Annotated in this window: 15 protein-coding genes; 1 reads left to right on the top strand and 14 read right to left on the bottom strand. The window is 35.5% G+C overall.

Annotation, left to right across the window (positions count from 1 at the left end; genetic code table 11):
• Window positions 1-2 precede the first annotated feature (2 nt).
• Window positions 3-1,283, bottom strand: a complete 1,281-nt coding sequence (locus J3U09_RS09955) for an MFS transporter (protein ID WP_218058411.1) — start codon at window positions 1,281-1,283, stop codon at window positions 3-5.
• A 149-nt stretch (window positions 1,284-1,432) separates the two neighbouring features.
• On the opposite strand from J3U09_RS09955, the gene J3U09_RS09950 reads away from it, so the two are divergent.
• The gene (locus J3U09_RS09950; protein WP_267358099.1) at window positions 1,433-1,957 is read left to right on the top strand and encodes a methylated-DNA--[protein]-cysteine S-methyltransferase; all 525 of its coding nucleotides are present in this window, start codon (window positions 1,433-1,435) and stop codon (window positions 1,955-1,957) included.
• A gap of 234 nt (window positions 1,958-2,191) precedes the next feature.
• Here J3U09_RS09950 and J3U09_RS09945 read toward each other — a convergent pair whose 3' ends face one another.
• From J3U09_RS09945 to ilvI, 13 genes are all read right to left on the bottom strand, one after another.
• Entirely contained in the window at window positions 2,192-3,481 is a 1,290-nt protein-coding gene (locus J3U09_RS09945) for a hypothetical protein (protein ID WP_267358097.1), read from the bottom strand.
• Between the two features lie 898 nt (window positions 3,482-4,379).
• Window positions 4,380-5,282 carry a lysine exporter LysO family protein gene (locus tag J3U09_RS09940; RefSeq protein ID WP_065563298.1) on the bottom strand — a complete coding sequence of 301 codons (903 nt, stop codon included), beginning with the start codon at window positions 5,280-5,282 and terminating at the stop codon, window positions 4,380-4,382.
• A gap of 100 nt (window positions 5,283-5,382) precedes the next feature.
• Window positions 5,383-6,309 (bottom strand): VirK/YbjX family protein, encoded by a 927-nt coding sequence (locus tag J3U09_RS09935; RefSeq protein ID WP_267358096.1) that lies wholly within the window; start codon window positions 6,307-6,309, stop codon window positions 5,383-5,385.
• Between the two features lie 223 nt (window positions 6,310-6,532).
• Entirely contained in the window at window positions 6,533-7,834 is a 1,302-nt protein-coding gene (eno, locus tag J3U09_RS09930; RefSeq protein WP_065563300.1) for a phosphopyruvate hydratase, read from the bottom strand.
• A gap of 46 nt (window positions 7,835-7,880) precedes the next feature.
• The gene (pyrG, locus tag J3U09_RS09925) at window positions 7,881-9,518 is read right to left on the bottom strand and encodes a glutamine hydrolyzing CTP synthase (RefSeq protein ID WP_065563301.1); all 1,638 of its coding nucleotides are present in this window, start codon (window positions 9,516-9,518) and stop codon (window positions 7,881-7,883) included.
• Window positions 9,519-9,719: 201 nt separating this feature from the next.
• Window positions 9,720-11,363, bottom strand: a complete 1,644-nt coding sequence (locus J3U09_RS09920; protein ID WP_267358094.1) for an IgaA/UmoB family intracellular growth attenuator — start codon at window positions 11,361-11,363, stop codon at window positions 9,720-9,722.
• 246 nt (window positions 11,364-11,609) lie between these two features.
• Window positions 11,610-12,287: an IgaA/UmoB family intracellular growth attenuator gene (locus J3U09_RS09915; protein ID WP_267358092.1), complete on the bottom strand. Its 678-nt coding sequence runs from the start codon at window positions 12,285-12,287 to the stop codon at window positions 11,610-11,612.
• Window positions 12,288-12,367: 80 nt separating this feature from the next.
• Window positions 12,368-13,060: a Crp/Fnr family transcriptional regulator gene (locus J3U09_RS09910; RefSeq protein WP_267358091.1), complete on the bottom strand. Its 693-nt coding sequence runs from the start codon at window positions 13,058-13,060 to the stop codon at window positions 12,368-12,370.
• Between the two features lie 150 nt (window positions 13,061-13,210).
• Complete coding sequence (gene tsgA / locus J3U09_RS09905; protein ID WP_220225908.1) at window positions 13,211-14,383, bottom strand: MFS transporter TsgA; 1,173 nt, start codon at window positions 14,381-14,383, stop codon at window positions 13,211-13,213.
• 25 nt (window positions 14,384-14,408) lie between these two features.
• Complete coding sequence (gene deoD / locus J3U09_RS09900; RefSeq protein ID WP_065563305.1) at window positions 14,409-15,116, bottom strand: purine-nucleoside phosphorylase; 708 nt, start codon at window positions 15,114-15,116, stop codon at window positions 14,409-14,411.
• 227 nt (window positions 15,117-15,343) lie between these two features.
• On the bottom strand, window positions 15,344-17,035 hold the full coding sequence (locus J3U09_RS09895) for an IgaA/UmoB family intracellular growth attenuator (RefSeq protein WP_267358090.1): 1,692 nt from the start codon (window positions 17,033-17,035) through the stop codon (window positions 15,344-15,346).
• Window positions 17,036-17,099: 64 nt separating this feature from the next.
• A complete protein-coding gene (gene ilvN, locus J3U09_RS09890) occupies window positions 17,100-17,597 on the bottom strand; it encodes an acetolactate synthase small subunit (protein ID WP_065563307.1) in 498 nt (165 codons plus the stop codon).
• The gene (gene ilvI / locus J3U09_RS09885; RefSeq protein ID WP_220225906.1) at window positions 17,597-19,315 is read right to left on the bottom strand and encodes an acetolactate synthase 3 large subunit; all 1,719 of its coding nucleotides are present in this window, start codon (window positions 19,313-19,315) and stop codon (window positions 17,597-17,599) included. Before ilvI ends, ilvN begins: the two co-directional genes overlap by 1 nt.
• Between the last annotated feature and the right edge of the window lie 230 nt (window positions 19,316-19,545).

Genomic DNA, 19,545 nt, shown 5'->3' with positions numbered 1-19,545 from the left:
TTTTACTCAGAAAAATCACTATTTAATGTCTCTTTAATCAACCATGTTGCGATGATACTAATGATTGACGCCACCGCCACATAATAGCCTACCCACGTCAAACTACCATGTGCCACTAAATAATTAGCAATAATTGGCGCAATTGATGCCCCTAAAATCCCACCAATACTATACGCTGCTGACGACCCGGTATAACGAATATTGGTTGGAAAAATCTCGGGTAAAAATGCCCCCATAGGCGCAAAAATAATCCCCATCAAAAATAGTGATAAGCATAAATAGGTCATCACCAATAATTCACTACCACTAGCCATAAATTGAGTCATCAACAGTCCTGATAGCGCAACAAGCATTAAGCCAACAATTAACACCGGCTTACGCCCGTATTTATCGCTAAGTCGAGCAGAAATCGGGGTAGCGATCGCCATAAATACAATCGCTACACACAAAAATCCTAAAAAATGACCTTTTTCGATGCCCAAGTATTTAGTGCCATATTGCAATAAAAAGGCTGTGGTTATATAAAAAAGCGTATAACAACCTACCATCGAAAAGGAGCCTAACGTCAACGCTTTCCAATGGTGAACAAACATATTCATTACTGGCATTTTAACTTGTTTTTTATTGGCTAAAGCTTGAGTGAAAATGGGGCTTTCAACTAATTTTAACCGGACATACAAACCAATAACCACAAGAACCGCACTAAGAACAAAAGGAATACGCCAACCCCAATCTAAAAACTGCTCGTTACTCAGCGAAAGCGTAACACATAAAAATACCCCATTAGATAATAAAAACCCAATCGAAGGGCCTAACTGAGGAAACATCCCAAACAGAGCGCGTTTATTTTTTGGCGCGTTTTCCGTTGCCAATAATGCTGCTCCACCCCACTCACCACCAAGACCTAAGCCTTGTGCTAATCGTAAAATACACAACAAAAATGGCGCCCAAAAGCCAATCACACTATACCCAGGTAACAAACCAATTAACGCCGTTGCAACGCCCATCAAAATAAGCGATACAACTAGGGTGGACTTTCGACCAATGCGATCACCAAAATGACCAAACAAAATCGCCCCAATAGGCCTTGCAACAAAAGCTATACCGAACGTTGCAAATGATTGCAGCGCTTGAGCCGATGGCGAACTATCAGGAAAAAATACCGGCCCAATCACTAGCGCAGCAGCGGTGGCGTAAATATAAAAATCATAAAATTCAATTGCAGTGCCGATAAAACTAGCTAACGCTACGTTCGACATTGAATTGGCTGGTTTAGTATTCATCATTCATTCCAAAATTATTTTATTTTTAAATAAGTGCAAATATTATAGTTGTTAACAATCCATTTACCATCATAAATAAAAAAAGTAATATCCCTATTCTCAATATAAGAACTCGCTATAATAATATAACCGACTAAAAAGGATTTTATATGTATTACATCAGTCATTATTCATCACCACTGGGGCAAATCACCCTAGCAAGTCAGCACAATGAATTAGTGGGTGTTTGGATTGAAGGACAAAAATATTTTGGCCAAATGCTAAGCGCCCAAAAAGAAGAGGCGCCAAATTTAGCCATATTTAATCAAACAAAAAAATGGTTGGATGACTACTTTGCCGGCAAAAAACCGACTATCACAAAATTGGCTCTAGCACCACAAGGTAGCGAATTTAGACATAAAGTGTGGGATATATTGGTACAAATCCCTTATGGTAAAGTGATTACCTATGGTGATATTGCTAAACAAATCAGCGCCAACATGTCCAGCCAAGCAGTCGGCGGTGCCGTTGGCCACAACCCCCTTTCCATCATTATTCCTTGTCACCGCGTAGTAGGCACAAATGGCAACTTAACAGGTTATGCAGGCGGAATTGATAAAAAGGTGTGGTTGCTAGAACATGAACAAGTCGATATAAAAGATTTTTTTGTCCCCAAAAAAGGAACCGCTATTTAAAGATAAATATTTTTTAGCCAAAAAAATCAAAAAAAACCGCTCCTCAACTTTTTTTCTAAGATAAAACACATCAAAAATAAACCCGCCAAGGCGGGTAACTCAAACATCGCTAAGCCACAAAATCGCTTTTTTTATGGCTAAACGACGTTGACTCTTAGCTTACTTTTAATCACCTAATACTATTTTTTATCACCCCCACTCCCGACCTAAGGATTAAGGACGAAGAAATAAGAACTAAGGATAGGCACAAAGCCCAGGGAGGGAGTCGTTGTTGGGGTTCCAAGGCACAGTACCGTGTATGCCCACGACAAAATGGTCACTACCATACGGATCGCTAGTCCAGTACCAATAGGTGCTGAAGCCAACGCCATAGTAACGGTCCATACGACCCCACTCAGTGAAAAAGCCTGAACCTATATGACGCATATAATGATTATCCCGTGAGGAAGGGGTGGCTCCAGAGATAGCAGGAGAGTTTGTACGAACTGCGTTGGTTAAATCCCTTACGCTAGGTAGACGATAACCAATACTATTACACCAAGATAAAACATTAGAATAATTCCCAGTACTATAAATACCACGGTTGACGAACCACTGCTTTAAAATAAAACCATATTTGACAACAGGAGTACCATTAGTATCACGACCGACCAACTCAAAGGTCTGAGGTAAAGTAGGTTTAGAAATAGGACTAGGACTGGATGAATTAATCTGGTATTCGGTAGCGTAAGGACCAGTTAAAGTAACGCGTACGCTTATAGCAGTAGAATTAGACATAGTAGCAGTGATACCTCCATGAGAGACAGGAGACCAAGACAATGCCCGACTAACACCACTAATGAGTAAATCAAAGTACAGTTTGTTAGCACCAGTTGTAGGAAAGTTTTGACCGTAAGATGATGGACCGGTTGACTGAGGGATAAAACCCTTAGCAGGGTCCCACATCGAAGCTGGGCCAGCAAAATCACCTATACCATCAATCAAATTAGGTCTGGCAAAACAAACCACCGGCGAAGCCTTAGGATTGACGTAATAAGTCTCACTACGAGCACTGAAAGTACTACGATTAGGAAAACCATAATAACGAGTAGATAATGTACCGTCAGTACTGGATAACGTGACCTTATAAGGTGCAGAATCAGTGCATGTCGTTAACACTGTATCACGTGACACTGGTTGATTGTTTTTATCAACGATAGATAAACTTAAAGAACCTGTAGCACTAGCGCCAGAATCACCATCATCATCCCCCCAATAATTATTAGGAGGACCGATAAGAGTACTTAAATCGACTGAATTAGTATTAGTAGGAACGAACATACCTATATCAGCAAAACTCTGACCCGCAACCGGCAAGACGATTGGGGTTGTAGATGATGAATTGGTAGAAGGCGTGTACCTAGTTCCGTCAGATAGAGTAATCCCAAGCAGACCGTTAGTATCAACTGCACGAGTACGACCACCGTCGAAAGTCAAATACGGTGCACTACCCTGTATCGCATTCCTAGTTGTCTGTGATGTCAATGCGTGACCCGAAAAAGGAAGAAAAAGAACCACGAAAAAAACAATCTGCCGGGATAATTTGGAAAAGCCGAAGGATCGAAAACAGGATCTGAAAGAGGATCGCGGAAGCGATCGCGCGAAAATTCGCAGAATTTCTGTTGATTGAGTGGAAAAATAAGCGTTAGCGAAAAATTTAAGATGGAATTTGGACTTAAACGAATTTAAAAGATAGGTTTGGCAGGTTGGCTGTTGGCTGTTGGCTGTTGAAAATTATAATGCATTTTAGACTGTCCTGTCAAGTAATTTTTTGATTTATTTACAATTTTATAGTTTTCTGTCAAATTTTAGCCTATTAGCTAAAACCGTGTAAAAAGTATAGTGATTGGAAAAACACGATGCAACACTTTTTTTCGCTCAATTACGTTAGTTTTTGTAAATAGGATCTAAAAAGGATCTAAATTATAATTGGTTACCTGATGTTTTAATTAAATATATTGCAATTACAAATCTTTAAAATTAAGGCGGTTGATCCTCAAAAATTTTATTTTAATATTTAAAATCGTAATTTTGATCATTTAAAAGTTTTTAAGTGAAATTTAAAAACCTCAAAAACCTCACTCCTCAACTTTTTAAGAAACAGGATATTATCTGCATTGAATAAACTGACTTGTGTTGATTGATTCGAAAATTATATTTTCTAAACTGCCTACACGGCATAAACCTAGAACAAGACATACTATAATCGTTGTTTGCAAAAAGGCAAAGGGCATTTGGAGTTTTAAAAAACCTTTTTTAATATCTTTTTAACGTTATGATTTTTAATTATTTTATTTTTTGATTAAAAAAAGGGTTATAAAAATACTATTTTTTAGGGCTTAGAAAACCCCGCTCCTCAACTTTTTTACTCTAATATCAACTCTTAACCATAATTAAACAAGGTCATAAAAATCGGCATGATTAAGGTTAATAGAAAGCCTTGGACGATTGCGGGTGGTACGATGCTGATTCCCGCGCCTTTTTGTAGCATAGGTAGCGTAAAGTCCATCGATGTAGCACCACATAAACCTAACGCTGTGAATTTGTATCGTTTGATTAGGGTTGGGATTAGGATAATGGCGCATAATTCGCGTAGGATGTCATTTAGGAAAGCGGCACTGCCTATAATTGGGCCATGAGCTTCGGTCATGAGTATTCCTGATAGTGAATACCAGCCAAAGCCTGATGACATTGCCAGCCCTACTCGTACAGGTTGTGACAATATGAGTGCTGCAATAATCCCGCCTAAGAAGGTACTTAGTACCACAATAATAGTGGTAACTATACCGACTTTGTTGAGTAGGATCTGTTTTAGTGAGATGTTGTTACTTCGTAATTGTATACCAATAAGTAGCAGTAAAAAGACGAGTACCACTTTGGTGATGTCTTCACTATATTGCCAAATAAAGAGTGGAAAGAGTCCGGCAATAAAGCCGGCGATTAGCGCAATGCACACTCGCAGTGATTCTAAGATCATTTTGAATCGTGATTCATAATTTTGTTTACTATGGGTGGTGCGCCACGGTAAAAATAGGTCAATTAGCGCTAAAAAGATGAAATTGCCACCAAAGGTACAAACAAAAATGATCGCGGTGTAAAATAGGATAACTTTTATGTTAGAAGCTAGATTATCTAAATGAGCCAACTCGGTTCCCATGATAAATAAAATAAAATAGACCATCCAACTTAAGATTAGGTTTATTTTGGTGATCCATTTTTGCTCTTTGAATTTAATCAAATAACCTAGACATAACGGCACTAAAGCAATAAGAATACCAAAATACATGTTTTATTCCTTTATTTTCATTTTTAAAAGTAAAATTTTTTTATATCGCTTGCTTATTTGAACAAGCGATTTTTTTTGATGAGTTGGTTAATCTATACCATTATTTTAATGCTGCTAATTGAGTTTCAATTTTATTTTGCAGTTCATCTAATAATGCATAACGATTGCGATACTCAGAACGTTTTTTACTGGCAATATCTTCAATGGCTTTTCGGTTGATTTGGGTGGGTAAAATAAATAACGATCTTTCGTCTTGTTTACCGTCAATAGTTAACCAAAAATCATCATAATCAGATAAGATTCTTTCTTGTCGGCTGTTGTAGCGCCAGTTGTTGTAAACATGGGTTTTATTACCCACAGCAATAATTTGTTCAAGCTGGAAATAACGAGCAATAATTAATGCGGCTTCCACCACCACACGTTTAGGAAATAATCCATAACACTGTTTTGTTGCTTGCTGAACTCTGGTGCGAGCGTCTTGATGCCCTGTTCCTTGTAATCCTGCTATAAACAGTGTTGGTTTTTGTTGGTATTGGTTAATGGTGAAGGTTAACGTGGCTAAATCAATGCCATCATTGTCATAAAAATATAAGCTTAGCTCACCTTCACGAGCAAACTTGTTACGTGCTTGGATGGCGATTTTTATGTTAGCTTCGTTCTTAGCCATAACACTTGCTAGTTCAAATGATGAATTTGGATTGTAAAAAGCTTTAGTCATGCTATCAGGATGATTTGCTAAAAAGTCATAATGATAGGCTAAGGCTTCATAGCGCTCTTGTTGACTTAAGCAAGATGCTAAATAAGGTCGTTGTAATTTACAGGGTAAATTGGTTTGGCATGATAGATAGTATCCAAGTAATGGGTATTGTCTTAATTTATCTAATAATTTAAGCGTTATTGGGCTTAAAAATAGGGTCCTGAAAAAAAATTTATAACGATAAGTCGGTTTAAGCCATAGTTCATTAAGCGGTAGTTTACCTGTACAAAGCCAGTTAAAAAGTTGCCATTTACTTTTAGGCTGGGACATATTCGTAATATTATTCATAAGCAGAAAAATGTGTTCGTAAGTTTGTAAGAAAATTATATGTGGCTAAATTATTAAATATCAATTTAATATTAACGTAAATTTAAATGTTTTAAGTAAGCTGATAAGAGTACAACACAACCTTAGTCAACGCAACCCTAGCGGTGTGATGAATAAAAAAACGGTGAACTGTGTCACCGTTTTTAAGATCGTTTAAAAAAACGAATTATTGACCTTTAACTTCTTTTAAACCGTTGAATGGTGCTTTTGAACCAAGCGCTTCTTCAATACGGATTAATTGGTTGTATTTAGCAACACGGTCAGAACGGCTCATAGAACCAGTTTTGATTTGACCAGCAGCTAAACCAACAGCTAAATCAGCAATTGTTGAATCTTCAGTTTCACCACTACGGTGTGAAATTACTGCTGTATAACCAGCATCTTTCGCCATTTTAACTGCTGCGATAGATTCAGTTAATGTACCGATTTGGTTAACTTTAACTAGGATTGAGTTAGCGATACCTTTTTCAATACCTTGTTTGAAGATTTTGGTGTTAGTTACAAATAGATCGTCACCAACTAATTGGATTTTGTGACCTAATGCTTTAGTTTGGTATGCCCAACCTTCCCAATCGCTTTCATCTAAACCATCTTCGATTGATACGATTGGATACTCATTAGTTAAACCTTCTAAATAGTGAGTAAATTCTTCAGCAGTGAATTCTTTGTTTCCTTCACCTTTTAATACGTATTTACCAGTTTCTTTGTTGTAGAATTCAGATGCAGCACAGTCCATCGCTAAAGTAATGTCTTTACCTAGTACATAACCTGCTTTTTCTACAGCTTCTTTGATACATGCTAATGCTTCAGCGTTTGAACCTAAGTTAGGTGCAAAACCACCTTCGTCACCAACAGCAGTATTCATGCCTTTAGCGTGAAGTACTTTTGCTAAGTTGTGGAATACTTCAGAACCCATACGGATTGCTTCACGAACTGTTTTAGCACCAACTGGTTGAATCATGAATTCTTGAAGGTCGATGTTGTTATCAGCGTGTTCACCACCGTTGATGATGTTCATCATTGGTAATGGCATAGAGTATTGACCTGGAGTACCATTTAGGTCAGCGATGTGTTGATAAAGTGGTACACCTTTCGCTGCAGCTGCTGCTTTAGCTGTTGCTAAAGATACTGCTAGGATTGAGTTAGCACCTAAGTTAGATTTGAAATCAGTACCGTCTAAATCAAGCATGATTTGGTCGATTGCAGCTTGATCTAACGCATCTTTACCAATAACTGCTTTAGCGATTGGTCCATTTACGTTTTCAACAGCTTTAAGTACGCCTTTACCTAAAAAGCGAGATTTGTCACCATCGCGAAGTTCTAACGCTTCACGTGAACCTGTTGATGCACCAGATGGAACGATTGCAAGACCAACGAAACCACCTTCTAAATGAACTTCAGCTTCAACAGTTGGGTTACCACGAGAGTCGATGACTTCACGACCATGTACTTTAACGATTTTTGCCATGTTATTTTCCTCTATATGACAGATATATACCTAATGTAAACATAAATTATTTTTGCTGCTGATCTTGATAATCTTTGGCAGCTTTAACAAAACTACTAAATAATGGATGTCCATCACGTGGAGTTGATGTAAATTCTGGATGGAACTGACATGCAACAAACCAAGGATGGTCTGGAATTTCAATAATTTCCACTAATTTTTTATCAGTTGATAACCCTGTCACTTTTAAGCCAGCCTTGACAACTTCTGGTAATAAGTTGTTATTGACTTCGTAACGGTGACGGTGACGTTCGGTTATCGACTCTTTTTTATACATTTGAGCGACTAATGAATTTGGCTCTAAATGACAGATTTGCGAACCTAAACGCATGGTGCCACCTAAGTCGCTATTTTCATTACGTTGAACCACATTACCAGACTCATCACTCCATTCAGTGATTAATCCAATAACAGGGCTTGCACAATCTTTTACAAACTCTGTAGAGTTGGCATCTTTAATACCCGCTACATTACGTGCATACTCTATCATAGCAACTTGCATTCCGAGGCAAATTCCTAAATAAGGTATTTTGTTTTCACGTGCATAGCGCGCAGCAATAATTTTACCTTCAACGCCACGATAACCAAATCCACCCGGTATTAAAATCGCATCTAAGCCTGCAAGTAAATCGGTACCGCGTGATTCGAGGTCTTCTGAATCAATATAACGAATATGAACAGTTAAACGGTTTTTTAATCCACCGTGTTTTAACGCTTCATTTACTGATTTATATGCATCAGGTAATTCGATGTATTTACCTACCATGCCAATTGTGACTTCACCTACTGGATTAGCTTCTTCATAGATGACTTGTTCCCATTCAGAAAGATCGGCTTCCTTACATTCGAGATGGAAACGATTGCACACGTAGGTATCTAAATTTTGTGATTTCAATAATGCTGGAATTTTATAAATCGAATCAACATCTTTAAGTGAAATCACCGCTCGTTCAGGCACATTACAAAATAGTGCAATTTTAGCTCTTTCGTTAGCCGGAATTGCGCGATCTGAACGGCAAATTAGTATGTCAGGTTGAATACCAATTGATAATAACTCTTTAACTGAGTGTTGGGTCGGTTTGGTTTTAACTTCACCTGATGATGCAAGATAAGGCACTAATGTTAAGTGCATAAATAAGGTATGTTCACGACCAACATCAACCGCTAATTGGCGAATTGCTTCTAAGAATGGTAGTGATTCGATATCACCCACTGTGCCACCCACTTCAACGATAGCGACATCGTAACCTTTGGCACCATCAATAACACGATCTTTAATCGCATTGGTAATATGAGGGATAACTTGGACTGTCGCGCCTAAATAGTCTCCACGACGCTCTTTTCGTAAAACGTCAGAATAAATACGTCCAGTTGTAAAATTGTTTTTTCGGCTCATTTTGGTGCGAATAAAACGCTCATAATGACCCAAATCGAGATCGGTTTCGGCACCGTCTTCAGTCACAAAAACTTCACCATGTTGAATTGGGCTCATTGTTCCCGGATCGACGTTGATGTAGGGATCGAGTTTTAGCATGGTGACTTTTAAATTGCGGGCTTCTAAAATTGCAGCTAATGAGGCTGCGGCAATGCCTTTACCTAAAGAAGAAACGACACCGCCTGTAACAAAAATATAATTCGTGACCATTAATACCAGACCATTATTAATTTAATTGAACAATATCACATTAGTTTAAATGATAAAACCCATGCAATATATGATGAATCAGACGGGAAATTAGTATAACAGAATATGGTTTCTCTCACAATTGAATAATTGAGTTTAATTACTTAGTTTGTTTACTAACTTGGTGTCTATTATTTAATTACTGCTATTAACCCAGAACAGTTAATCGTTATATTCAAGAATTTTATCTTGATAATGACTAATAATTTTTTCGAGCCTAAATTGGTTGGCGGCTTTTTTCCATATATAAATAATAGTATTAATTAAGGCGATGAAGATAACAAACAGAAAGACAAAATTGTTGATCAAAATTGGCGATAAAAATAACTGATTTTTATCGATATCATTTCCATAATCAGTTGAAAGTGTTAGTTTCGAAATTTCTCCATTATGATAGTTTTCTTGGCTAACTTGATCCGTAATTTTGCTACTATTACCTGATGAAATACCCTTTATTTTATCACATTGAAGGTGTTGAGATTTGATATCTTGCGTATTTTGAATATCACATAAAATACGAGATAGATCCAAATTAACTCGATCCAAAGAGTGGATGGTGGATTGCTTTAAATTTACTTTATCATCAATATTCCACGTAGTGTCTGGTGCGGTTAATTGCTGATACCTAAAATCAAATTTTTCACCCGCATGAGTAAAAAAGAAAATTAAGATAGCCAATATTAATCCCGTAATGGCTAATATAATATTATGATGAACAAGTTTAGGTGCACCATAATTTTTTACTTCTTCGCTAATCGATAAATATTCACCGCAACTAAGCAATTGTTTAGTTTTAAGTTCGACCTGCATATCAATCGGTATATCGGTGTTATTTGGGAGAAACATTTTCCAATATGCAGGATAGTAAACATCAATGTTCGAATCGATAAACAATCGGCAATAGCTAGGCTTGTTAAGCCTTATTTCAGCTTTGATATGATTAACATATTCGGTCGGCAATTCTCGTTTTATACGCGATGCTATTAGGGAAAAAATAAAACAGATGATTGAAAAAATAACCAAGGCAATCGACTGAAAATGTTCTAAAGCTAATAAAAATATTACGCCTAAAACAAAAAAAACTGTCATTAATTTGCCAGAATTGCTTCGGTCTTGAAGCGCGGTTTCAAATTGATTTTTTTCTCGTTTGCTAAGAATTTCAAAAGGCGGTTTTTTTTCAGATGTCTCTGTTACTAGTTGTGTTAAGGTCTCATTAGATCTTTCTATACTATTCATACGAATAGGTTTAATTTTTCCCGTCTGCCAAAAATCATTGAGTTGTTCCTGTTTACGAGATAGCAGTTTTAAACTAGCTTGCAATAAATCATAACTGTTTATTTTAACAACGATTGCATAACTATTAGTAAAGACAATTTCAACCGTATTGAGAATTTTAGTCTTGGTGATAAATTCCCCTTGATATCGAGCTTCAAAGCCCATAATACCGATATCCATATTATAAGGAAAAAATAACTGAATATTGCCTATCTTGTAATAATATTCATAACTGATTGCATCAGTAAATTCTTTTTCAATATACCCTTTAATTGTCGTAACATCAGAATTAATTAGTGAGCTTTCCCATTGATAAGGCGGCGTAATTTTTTCTTTATCATCAAGATAAGGCTGAAGAAAAGTAGCTTCTTCTTCAGTTAGTTGTCGAGTTGCATTTTCACGGATAAAGGTTTCTTTTTTAGTGGGCCTTTTTTTATTTAAATCTTTCTTTACTTGTCGTATCAAGATGATTGAACAAACCATCACGAATACGAAAAAAATAGTGGCTAAAGTGGCTAAAATAGTTAACATAATTTTAAGATCTTTTTATTTAAACTTTATATTAAAACGGTTTTTTCAAGATTAATGATAGTACCTAATCTATTTTCATATTATTTTTTAATTTCTTTAATTCGACGTTGATTAACTTTTTTTATTAACTCTTTTAACACCGTTAATCATCGTGGTTAATGACATGACAATATCAATAAAAACATTGCTAATAGCAAATGGTAAATAATTTCTAAATTTGCTTCGAATTGTGGCTTCCAATGGTGTTTATTCTCGTTGGTAGAGTTTTTTATTAATTAAATCGTCTGAATTTACCTCATCGAGGTTTTTCAAATCATTTTTTTGATCAATTTGCGTGTAATCGCGCTCACCATCATAAATAGTGAGTGACTCAATATCAAAAGCATCTATATTATCGTTGCGTTTTTCATAAAATTTGTCAGCATGCTCTTTTAAATGCCCAAAATCTTTAAATTCATATTCCTCGTTTGGATCATAGTTTTCTTGTGCTGTCTTAATATCGTGATTATTAATGTTAACGACAATCCCATACCGTTTGGTAAATACAACTTCTATGATATTAAATTGATCAATATGCTTATCCATATTATATGGAAAGAACAGCTCTATATCGTCTATTTCATAATAATAGTCAATTTCATCAGTATTTTTGTTAAGACTATGACGACAACAAATCCCTTGAAGTTGTGATACTTTGTTATCAACTAGTGAGGATTGAAATTTATAGGGATAAACCGCCATTTTACTGGTTAAAAACGGTTGTAATAGGTCTAGCTCTTCATCCGTTAGATCTCTTATTGGTTCACGTAGGCTTAAGTGGTCGTCTAAATTATCCTTATTTATACTGCGCTCGCCTTTAAAAAGAATAAAGCTAACCATTCCAAAAATTAAAATGCCAATTTTTACAAGCGTAAACCAATCCATAGTCATTCCTTAATCCAATAATTCTTTTATTAAAAAACTGCGTTTTTAAAAAACGAGTTTATTTTTAATCTATTCCTACTCTATTTAGCGAATTTTCCTCTGAATTCGATAAAATCTTTTAAATTATCAATATCCTTAATTTCCAATTTACCAGCAACTTTATGAATAATATCTAAATTAATTAATTCATTAACGGCCCGACGATAGACACGATCGGTAGTGCCAAAACGTTCTGCTTCTAAGTAGTTTTTTTGAAAATTATTAACGGGATGAATATTTAGATGATGCTGATATATATCATAAGCAATGTTATAACAGATTGAATATAAGGTTCTTTTTAAGAAGATATCTAATGTTTCTTGATAATCAAAAGCAATAGCACTAGCAAAAAACAGTGCTAATTTAGGATATTTGAGTAATGATTGATATAATTTATCAATGCTCACGATAGCGACAGTTAGGGCTTCTTCGGCAATGATATCAAATTGACATAAATAGTCGGTAAAAAACTCCATTTCACCAAATATATGCTCATCACAATCTACTGTACCAAGATGGAATCGACGACCATTATTGGCCTGATAGCGTATCGAAATCGTACCATTATAAACAACAACTAAATTATCGACTTTACATCCTTGATGAAAAAGCGTGGTTTTTTCATCGACAATTTTCTTTTCTACAATGCATTGTTCTATAATTGATTCGAGTAATTTATTGTTTTCCTGCCAATAACGGCTAAATCGACCTTTATTTAAAGATTTTAGTTTCATATCACCGAAGTTTTTAACCACAAAATATATACCCCATCAGAATCGATAACATATTGATAGTTAATTATCTATCGCGTTATCTCATTCTGAAGAGGCATCATTATAGTCAACCATTGTAATAAAAGCGATATCCTAAGTTAATTTCATTGATTACTTTTTTAGAGCTCTTTTCTTTAAGAACATTGATATAGCCAACATAACGATAATAACAGCATAATATATTGGTATGGTATTCATAATAACTTGAATGTCTAAATAGTTATGCAGTATTGAGCTAATAGCTGGGCTAAACATCGCCCCTGCACTGCCACTGATTAAAATAAATGAAACATTTTTGCTTGATGCATTTTTTACAAAGGTTACACCATAAGCGACAAAGGCATTATATAAAGCAGAGCAGACGAATCCATATCCATAAGTTAAGTAGCCAATGCGATCAAGGCTATCGTTATCACTGTATTCGGTGTTGACAATCATCAATGTCATAATAAAAGCTAATAAAATAATTGAGATAAAAAAGTGTACAATTTTAACTCGCGTCACGATCACCGTTGAAACTAATGCCCCAATTAAAGCTGCTGCCCAATATTGGGTAATAATATTGCCAGCCAATTCAAACGATATAGAAAATTTTTGGCTAACAAATAACGGGGCCCACGTTAAGAAGGTATATAATGCTAACATTGCCAAAAATAATCCAATACCAGCAGATAATATCCCAAAATTCCACTCTGATGGCTGAGACTGTCTGACTGTTGGATGACTAACTAAATCGAAATTAGTCAATATAATGATGAATAACATTAAGACTGTTACCAACCCAACCATTAAATAGCTACTTGCCCAAGATAAGTCATGCGTTAAAGCGTAGGTAGTAATCAGTGGGAAGATGACACCAGCAATGTTAAATGTCGCATCTTGTACAACTAACATTGTACTTTGTATCTTATCTTGCCAAGTTGATACCACAATCGTCCCCGCAATGCAGAGCCCTATTCCACCACACAAACCAATCAAAGTCATACAAACTTGAAGTATCAAAAGCGAGTTTGTGATATATAAAATGAGCGAACAGGCAATTATAATCGAATAACTAAGCAAGGTGATGCGTTTAATCCCAATAATATCGATTAAAAAGAATGCCAAAATAGTGCCTATTAACGCCCCACCATTTAATAAAGAAAAAATGAATGCGACACTGTTTACATCTGCATTAAAACTCTGCGCTATGGGTTCTATTAGCATACCAAACTGACTGGCAAAGCCAGCCATAATAAAATTAGCTAAAAAACTAATAAGTGTGAGCGATAATTTATTTTTCATATTTCCATCCGAGAAACGCAATAAATTAAGAGTTAACAGCCACGTTTAAAGCAAGTTTGATCATATTATTAAATGTCATTTGCCTCTCTTCCGCAGTTGTTTCTTCACCAGTTAAGCAGTGGTCTGAAACGGTTAAAATCGCTAACGATTCGACATTGAATTGTTGAGCAATTCCATATAGACCAGCCACTTCCATATCGATACCTAACACCCCTGATTTTTCGAGTGTACTTATTAATGTTTCGTCAGGATCATAATAAAGATCACCGCTAAATACATTCCCTACTTTAACCGGTAAATTCATGTTATTAGCCATTTCATAAGCTCGATGTAATAAGGAAAATGTCGCTGATGTAGCAATGTTATAACCATTTGCTCTTTTTTGATTTGTCATCGAATCGGTTCCTGCTGCTACAGCTAAAATAACATCACGCATTTTAACGCTTTGCTGTGTGGCACCTAAAGAACCTACTCGAATAATCCGTTTAACATTAAAGTCATTAATTAGTTCATGTGCATAAAGGGTTATTGATGGAATTCCCATTCCATGCCCCATTACTGACACGGCTTTTCCTTGATATAAACCAGTATATCCAAGCATATTACGTACATTACAAACCTCTTTGGCGTCGGTTAAGTAATTTTCTGCAATAAATTTCGCCCGTAAAGGATCACCTGGCATGATAACGGTTTGTGCAAAGTCGTTGGGATTAGCATTAATATGTGCGGTCATAATATTTCCTAAATAATTAGTGATTTGAATTAATTATAATAAGGAAATTTTTCAGTTAACTAGGACATAAGTCCGAAGCCAATGTTCTATGCCACATTTTTAGAAATTAATTTGGAAATAAATGACTATTGATAAAAAAAGCGCTTAATGCGCCGTTAGATTTAAATTTTCTCGTCTTTAATCTGCCAATTTAAAAAAAAAAAATCTCAATAATTGTAAAAATCAACTTAAAGTAGACGATAAGTATAGATATTTTTAATTTTAAAGTTACGAATTCGATTCACAATGGGTTTCAATAACAACATGATACCGTTAAAAACGGTGGCTGATGCTAAAAGCAAAAATAACAGCAAGTTTACACAAATTGGTAATAGATTTTCGCTTATATCTTTTTGGTATAACTCTTGCGTATTTATGGTTAATGTTGAAATGGTATGATTAGCGTCATAATCAACATTCGAAACGAATCCCGACACCGTGACATGATCTGCATGAACGATAGATTGTGGATCTTCACTCGCACCTGATTGAGAAGTTGTATTTTCTTTTAAACCATGTAGAAGAAAATAGCTTGAGGAACTGGCTAAATGAAAAGAGGTATCGGCACTTTGAATTAATGCTTCAATACATCTATCGGCTTTATTTTTAACAGGTACTTCACATGACACATCTAAAAAATTTAATTTCACTACATCACCCGACTTGATGTCGCTAGTAACTAATTTTGATGGATCATCAAAAAACCAACTTTTAGAATCGTGATTGTATTGATGATAAGCAAATAAGAAATTGTCACTCACCTTTGCTTGATTATTGATAGCATAAAGGTAGAACATGCCAGCTAAAAAAAGCCATAGATTACGTCCCCAAAATTTTGGTGTCCCAAATTGTTCAACCTCTTTATTAACCGACATATCGTAGCCATAACGGACAATTTTTTTACTCTCAACATCAACATCTAAATCAACATCAAAAGCGCTATTTTCAGGGATAAATGATTGCCAATTTTTGGGATACTTTAATTTCAAACCATGGCCAATTATAATCTCATTAGATTTAACAATTTTTTTATCTATTTTTCCTTTTATTTGATTAATAAATCGTACTTTAGCTTTATTTTTTGGTTTACGAAAATAAAAGTAAATAGCAACCAGCAAATTCACTGCAAACCAAAACAGATCGTTTAATTCTTTTGTGTCCCAAAAACGATTAAAATAGCTTACGACAAAAGAACAAAAAAATACCGTGAGTATTCCTTTATTTAATTTGTTACGGGAAGCTGATTCTTGAGATGTTTCTTTTCGAACTGATAAAATTTCGTAACCCAATTTTTTACTGAGTTTAACGTTTGGCCTTACTGTATGAATAGCATTTTCATCGAAGTTTTCGTCTTTGGAGTATTTTGAAACGCCGCTCTGCCAATATACCGAACTCTGTTTATCATTTTTTTCATCCGCCAAATAGGTCGCATATAATGCTGAACCTATTTGGTGATCATTGACCTTAACAGCAATAGCGAAATTTTGCGTAAGCGCAATTTCAACTTCGTTATAATCAGTAAGGTAACGATCCATATTGAAAGGAAATACAACATCAATATTTTGGATTTTATAGGAACAAGTGTTTTCGGTATGCGAAAATTTAGTTTGTTTGACACAACTACCGGATATTAACATCACTTCTCGAGAAACTAATGATGACTTTTTTTTCCCAGAAGATTGGTTCATCGATAAATAGGTTTCTAAACCATCTCTTTCCTGTTTAGTTAACATTCTAAAAGGTTTGAGGTCAGTAAAACTACCGGCTATTAGCTTATTTTTATATTTATTTATTCTAAATTTTTTTATTGGATAAGAAATAATAGAATAAATAAATGAAATAATTAATTGAATTATCGTCAAAAAAACAATAAATGGCATTAAAACTTATTCCTTATAAGTCTTATTTTATAATAAAGTAAAAATTTAACTTTTAATTATAAAATTAATGATTGACTGTTTTTTCACTCCGGGATAGACCGATAATTCCAGAACGCACAATTTCAACAATATTACACGTTTCACGAATTGAGGCTAAAAACGAGTCTAACTTTTCGCTCGTTCCTGATAACTGTACAATATAATGAGTAGCAGTTACATCGACTATCGAGCCTCGAAAAATATCAGCACAGCGTTTTACTTCATCACGCGCATCAGAACCTTTCGCCGCCACTTTAACCAGCATGATTTCACGCTCAACGTGAGGACCTTCGGTTAAATCATTCACCCGATAAACATTGACCAGCTTATGCAGTTGTTTTTGGATCTGCTCAATTACATGCTCATCCCCCGTTGTTTGAATCGTCATACGACTCATGGTTGGATCTTCGGTTTGTGCAGTAGTAATCGATTCAATGTTGAATCCACGTTGTGAAAATAAACCAATGATTCGTGACAAAGCACCCGGTTCGTTTTCTGTTAAAATTGATAGTATATAACGCATTAGGTTCTCTCCGTTTTACTTAGCCACATTTCATTCATTGCTCCACCACGAATTTGCATTGGATAAACATGTTCCGTAGCATCCGTCATGACATCAATAAAGACTAAACGATTTTTTATCGAAAGCGCTTCTTTCAGTTTCGGTTCCAGATCTTCACGTTTATCAATCCTCATACCTACATGACCATAAGCTTCGGCAATTTTTGCAAAATCGGGGAGTGACTCCATATAAGATGAAGAGTGACGACCTGCATAAATCATATCTTGCCACTGTTTAACCATCCCTAAAAAGCGATTGTTAAGATTTAATACAATCACTGGCAAACCATATTGCAATGCGGTTGAAAGCTCTTGAATATTCATCTGAATACTTCCATCACCAGTCACACAAACTACATGCTTTTTAGGAAACGCAAGTTTAACACCTAATGCCGCTGGCAAACCAAATCCCATAGTACCCAGTCCACCAGAAGTAATAAAGTGACGCGGTTTGTCAAATGGGTAATAAAGCGCCGTAAACATTTGATGTTGACCTACATCGGTAGCAATATATGCGTCACCTTTGGTTAATTTATATAAAACTTCAATGGCTTCTTGTGGTTTAATGCTTTTACCTTTGTGGCTGTATGCTAAACATTTACGTGCACGCCAATGGTCAATTTGCTTCCACCAATCGATTAGCGCATCTAAATCACGATCAACATTAATTTCATTGAGTTGAGTTAACATTGTTTCAAGTACTTTTTTAGCATCGCCAACTACCGGAATTGCAGCGGATACTGTTTTAGATATTGACGTTGGATCAATATCAATATGAATAATTTTTGCTTTAGGACAATATTTTTCAACATTATTAGTCGTTCTATCATCAAAGCGAGCACCGACAGCAAAAATCACATCGGCGTTATGCATTGCCATATTCGCTTCATAGACACCATGCATACCAATCATACCTAAATATTTTTTATCAGTTCCTGGAAAAGCACTAATTCCCATTAATGTTGAGGCAACAGGAAGATTTAATTTATCAGCTAAAGATTTAACCGCGTCGCTAGCATTGGCACTAATTACACCGCCACCAATATATAGAACAGGTTTTTTAGCTGATAATAATGTAGTTAATGCTTTTTTGATTTGTCCTTTATGCCCTTGAATGGTTGGATTGTAAGAGCGCATTGAGACTGATTGTGGATAGCTATAGTTATATTTATTTGCCGGATTAACAATATCTTTTGGCAAATCAATCACAACTGGACCTGGTCGGCCTGTTGAGGCAATATAAAATGCTTTTTTTATCGTTTCTGGAATATCTTTGCTATCTTTTATTAAAAAGCTATGTTTAACAATCGGGCGAGAGATCCCAACCATATCACACTCTTGGAAAGCATCATTACCAATTAAATTACTGGCGACTTGACCTGATAAGATAACTAAAGGCACAGAATCCATATAAGCAGTAGCAATACCGGTAATAGTATTCGTTGCGCCAGGACCAGAGGTAACCAAAACGACACCGACATCACCAGTTGATCTGGCATAACCATCAGCCATATGGACAGCAGCTTGTTCATGACGGACTAAAATATGCTCAATTCCACCTAGGGTATGAATGGCATCATAAATATCTAGAACACTGCCTCCTGGGTAACCAAAAATTTGCTTAACTCCCTGATCAATCAAGGATTGAATGACCATTTCTGCGCCTGACAGTTTTGCCATGGTTGTTGCCTCCATTTATAACTAATTTGTCATTTTTTCCCCATTTTGCATGAACTAATACAGAAAATCAATAAAGTCAACAATATAAGTTAACTTATTCTCAATTTTGGGTACTAGTACTCATTTTTGAAAGAAATAACTTGTAAAAGTTTATTTTATCTATTTTAATGCAATAATAGTGAGAAATTAATCGATCGACTAATTGATTAATTTTGAATTATTAAAGGCGT

Origin of the sequence: Gilliamella sp. B2889, assembly GCF_026536885.1 — a bacterium.
In the GTDB taxonomy this organism is placed as follows: Bacteria; Pseudomonadota; Gammaproteobacteria; order Enterobacterales; family Orbaceae; genus Gilliamella; species Gilliamella apicola_E.
Note: the sequence above shows the minus strand (reverse complement) of the source record. Positions and strands in the feature narration are given on the sequence as shown.

Excerpts from the sequence above, each read along its gene's own strand:
- J3U09_RS09910 (WP_267358091.1), bottom strand. The coding sequence starts at position 13,060 with ATGAAACTAAAATCTTTAAATAAAGGTCGATTTAGCCGTTATTGGCAG.
- ilvI (WP_220225906.1), bottom strand. The coding sequence starts at position 19,315 with ATGGCAAAACTGTCAGGCGCAGAAATGGTCATTCAATCCTTGATTGAT.
- J3U09_RS09895 (WP_267358090.1), bottom strand. The coding sequence starts at position 17,035 with ATGCCATTTATTGTTTTTTTGACGATAATTCAATTAATTATTTCATTT.
- J3U09_RS09950 (WP_267358099.1), top strand. The coding sequence starts at position 1,433 with ATGTATTACATCAGTCATTATTCATCACCACTGGGGCAAATCACCCTA.
- J3U09_RS09940 (WP_065563298.1), bottom strand. The coding sequence starts at position 5,282 with ATGTATTTTGGTATTCTTATTGCTTTAGTGCCGTTATGTCTAGGTTAT.
- J3U09_RS09920 (WP_267358094.1), bottom strand. The coding sequence starts at position 11,363 with ATGTTAACTATTTTAGCCACTTTAGCCACTATTTTTTTCGTATTCGTG.
- pyrG (WP_065563301.1), bottom strand. The coding sequence starts at position 9,518 with ATGGTCACGAATTATATTTTTGTTACAGGCGGTGTCGTTTCTTCTTTA.
- J3U09_RS09915 (WP_267358092.1), bottom strand. The coding sequence starts at position 12,287 with ATGGATTGGTTTACGCTTGTAAAAATTGGCATTTTAATTTTTGGAATG.
- eno (WP_065563300.1), bottom strand. The coding sequence starts at position 7,834 with ATGGCAAAAATCGTTAAAGTACATGGTCGTGAAGTCATCGACTCTCGT.
- deoD (WP_065563305.1), bottom strand. The coding sequence starts at position 15,116 with ATGACCGCACATATTAATGCTAATCCCAACGACTTTGCACAAACCGTT.
- ilvN (WP_065563307.1), bottom strand. The coding sequence starts at position 17,597 with ATGCGTTATATACTATCAATTTTAACAGAAAACGAACCGGGTGCTTTG.
- J3U09_RS09955 (WP_218058411.1), bottom strand. The coding sequence starts at position 1,283 with ATGAATACTAAACCAGCCAATTCAATGTCGAACGTAGCGTTAGCTAGT.
- J3U09_RS09935 (WP_267358096.1), bottom strand. The coding sequence starts at position 6,309 with ATGTCCCAGCCTAAAAGTAAATGGCAACTTTTTAACTGGCTTTGTACA.
- tsgA (WP_220225908.1), bottom strand. The coding sequence starts at position 14,383 with ATGAAAAATAAATTATCGCTCACACTTATTAGTTTTTTAGCTAATTTT.